A 3,459-nucleotide genomic window follows, 5' to 3' on the forward strand; every position below is an offset into this window, starting at 1 on the left:
GAGAGCGGTTGAGATAGCAGTCGGTGTTGATTGCGGTGAGGGTCCACCCGTTCCCATCCCGAACACGGAAGTTAAGCTCACCTGCGCCGAAAATACTTGTCTGGAGACGGATCGGGAAGATAGGTAATGCCGACACAAGGAACGGACAGTCTGCTGACTGTCCGTTTTTTGCAATCTGCCACAAGGAGGACGCAGCCATGATAATTGATTTTGAACAGATGGAGACCAAGCACCTGGAGCACTTCAAGGGCGGCGAGAAAAGCCTCAACGCCAAGATGCACGTGGATGAGAACAACAAGATCCTCTTTGGTACCCTGGAGCCGGGGGCTTCGGTGGGCTACCACCTGCATGAAACGGACAGTGAAATCATCTACATCCTTCGCGGACACGGCACGGTCCGCTATGATGAGGGCAGCGAGCAGGTGCGCGAGGGCCAGTGCCATTACTGCCCCAAGGGCCATTCCCACGGCCTTATCAACGACAGTGGCGCTGACCTGGTGTTCTTTGCTGTGGTACCTACCCATTCATAAATTTTTAATAAGAAAAGAGCGGGCTCTCCGGTTGGCATGAACAGGGAGGCCCGCTCTTTTGCATCAGTTGGAAGAAACCGTGTGTCCCAATTTCCGAATCTGGCGTTCCATCCAATGTCCCCGGAAGTAGTAGAGCAGAAAGAGCACTGAGGTGATGCACCAAGTGATGGGATAGTTGGCGATGAGGGTATCCAAAGTCCGATGATGGGGGAGGACCGTAAAGACCCAGACGATACGCAGGACACATACGCCGCCGCAGGTGAGGAGCATGGGCCGGAGGGACTCTCCGGTGCCGCGGATGACGCCGGATAGGACCTCCACAAAGATAAAAGTGCAGTAGAATGGGGCCATGATCCAAAGGATCCGCATGCCGTTGGAGATTACGCCCTGATCGCTGGAGAAAATGCGCAGAAGCGGTTGGGGAAAAGCGCAGTAGAGCAGGCTGAACAGCAGAGAGGAGATCAGAGCCATGACCAGACACACCCAGGTGCTTTTCCGTACCCGGTCATAGCGCCGGGCGCCAAAGTTCTGACTGGCAAAAGTGGTCACTGAGATACCAAAAGCGGCTGAAACCATCCAATAGAAGGCGTCCAGCTTGCCAAAGGCAGTCCAGGCCGCCATGGCGTCGGTCCCAAAGGAGTTGACACAGGACTGGATCAGCATGTTGGAAAAGGTGTACATGTCGGACTGAAGACCGGTCGGGAGCCCGATGCGCACAATGGAGCGGAGAATGTCCGGTGAGAAGCGGATCTCACTCCAGTGCAGGCAGAAAAGGGAGGCAGGATGGCAGAGGACCAGAAGTACCAGCCCGGCGCTGACCACCTGCGAGAGTACTGTGGCTAAGGCCACACCCAATACCTCCAGATGCAGGACCACCACAAAGAGCAGATCCAGCAGGATGTTAATCCCGCAGGCGGCCATCAGAAAATAAAGGGGACGTCTGGTGTCTCCCACCGCCCTGAGAACGCTGGAGCCAATGTTATAAAGGCAGGTCGCCACAGTGCCAAGGAAGTAGATCCGCAGATAGGTGAGTGCGTAGGCCATGACCTCCTCCGGCGTGCCCATGGCGGTGAGAACTGGGCGTGCCAGCAGGAGTCCCGCCGCTGTGATGGCCCCTCCGGCGGCCAGCGCCAGGGCTACGGCGGTATGTACGGTGCGGCGGAGCTCCTCCATCTGCCGGGCCCCGTAGTGCTGTGCCACGATGACGGTGGCGCCGGAGGAAAGGCCAACAAACAGGTTGATGAGAAGGTTGACCAGGGTGGCGGTGGGGCCGCCGACCGCGGCCAATGCCTCTTTGCCCACGAAGTTGCCCACAATGATGGCGTCAACCGTATTATAGAGCTGCTGAAAAAAGGTACCCAGCAGGATGGGAAAGAAAAAAGACAGGAGCTGCCGCCAGATGGGGCCCTCCGTGATTCGGTTTTGCAAAACAGCGCCTCCCCGGGAGAGAAGTCCGGGCTCTGTGCCCGCAATTAAACAGCATAATCCAACGGAAGGCGGAAGTCAACGGTTTGCGTTGACAGAGGGAGAAAAAGTGATTAAAATGATGTGTATCGTCGCTTGAGTGAGCAAGATGAGTTTGAACTGGAGTGGATACCCATGGAATTGGATTTACTGCGCTGCTCTCTGCGGGGGATCGCCGCCTATAAGCATCTGATGGATGAGCCGGTGATGGAACTGGTCATGTCCATGCTGGACGCCCTGAACGACGGCCGGGGCGAGGAGGCGGTGGAGCGCTATACCCGGCTGTTTTATACCATGCGCACGGAGGGAAAGACCGGCCTTTCAGAGTGGCTTTACGATGTGCTGCGCTACCGGGAGTCCCCCTATGCCCGGATGGTGGAGCGGGGCGGAGACGACCCGGTGCTGACCCGGGCAGCCCGCCGGGATATCGAGGTCCTTGCCCAGCTGGCTGATCTGGACTGCGGGTCTGTCATCGACCGCATCGCCGGGTGCGTGTCCGCCGGCTTCATGCCGGTGCTGGACAACCTGCCCCGCTGGGCCTGCAGCGCCAAATTCGATTTTGACGGCCTCACCGCCTTCTATCAGGCCAACGGCTCGGGTATCTTTGCCCAGTACCGAGCCTTCCTGTGGGAGGGGGGGAAGCTGTGGCCCGTGCTGGACCCGGACAGCCACACACCGGAGGAGATGATGGGCTATGAGCGCCAGCGCAGCCAGGTCATCGCCAACACCCGGGCCATGCTGGAGGGCAATCTGGTAAACAACGTGCTGCTCTACGGAGAGAGCGGCACCGGGAAATCGGCCACCGTCAAATCCCTGCTCTCCCTGCCCGGATTTGACGACCTGCGCCTCATCGAGGTGGAAAAGGATGCGCTGGGGGAGCTGCCCGACCTGATCCGTACCCTGGCGGGCCGCCGGCGCAAGTTTATCCTCTTTGTAGATGATCTGGCCTTCGATCAGGATGACCGGACCTATTCCGCCCTCAAGACCATTCTGGAGGGCGGCCTGGAGCGCCGGCCCGCCAACGTGGCCATCTACGCCACCTCCAACCGCCGCCATCTGGTGCGGCAGACCTTCAGCGACCGGGCCGGGGACGAGGTGGACGCCTCCGAGACCATCCAGGAAAAGACCTCCCTGGCCGAGCGCTTCGGCCTGCGCATCCCCTATCTGGCCATGAGCAAGGCCGAGTATCTGGACATGGTGGACCGGATGGCGGAGTACCACGGGATTCAAATGGACCGGGAGACCCTCCACGCCGAGGCCGTCAAGTGGGAGATGCATCACCCCGGCCGCACGCCCCGGGTGGTGCGGCAGTTCATCGCCAGCCTGCATCTGTAAAAAAGTTCCCTCCCCGCCGCTGAAGTGACCCCGAAAAGTTAGACAATATTTCGAAGCAAAAATTGTTCAAGCAACCGAAAGGGCTTGTTGTCTGTGAAGAGCAGGCGGCAAGCCCTTTAGCTTCGCCTTG

The 3,459-nt window shown here is 59.0% G+C and carries 3 protein-coding genes and 1 rRNA gene; 3 read left to right on the plus strand and 1 reads right to left on the minus strand.

Annotated elements, in window-relative coordinates; genetic code table 11:
- Nucleotides 1-19: 19 nt before the first annotated feature.
- Together rrf and ACTNBZ_RS14165 are read left to right on the plus strand one after the other, a co-directional pair.
- Nucleotides 20-135: ribosomal RNA gene (gene rrf / locus ACTNBZ_RS14160) — 5S ribosomal RNA — on the plus strand.
- Between the two features lie 62 nt (nt 136-197).
- On the plus strand, nt 198-530 hold the full coding sequence (locus ACTNBZ_RS14165; protein WP_441210904.1) for a cupin domain-containing protein: 333 nt from the start codon (nt 198-200) through the stop codon (nt 528-530).
- 63 nt (nt 531-593) lie between these two features.
- Here ACTNBZ_RS14165 and ACTNBZ_RS14170 read toward each other — a convergent pair whose 3' ends face one another.
- Complete coding sequence (locus ACTNBZ_RS14170) at nt 594-1,958, minus strand: MATE family efflux transporter (protein ID WP_441210906.1); 1,365 nt, start codon at nt 1,956-1,958, stop codon at nt 594-596.
- Between the two features lie 171 nt (nt 1,959-2,129).
- Here ACTNBZ_RS14170 and ACTNBZ_RS14175 point away from each other — a divergent pair, with 171 nt between their 5' ends.
- Entirely contained in the window at nt 2,130-3,329 is a 1,200-nt protein-coding gene (locus ACTNBZ_RS14175) for an ATP-binding protein (RefSeq protein ID WP_441210908.1), read from the plus strand.
- Nucleotides 3,330-3,459 lie beyond the last annotated feature (130 nt).

It is taken from the genome of Pseudoflavonifractor sp. HCP28S3_F10, assembly GCF_052065415.1.
Classification (GTDB): domain Bacteria; phylum Bacillota; class Clostridia; order Oscillospirales; family Oscillospiraceae; genus Pseudoflavonifractor_A.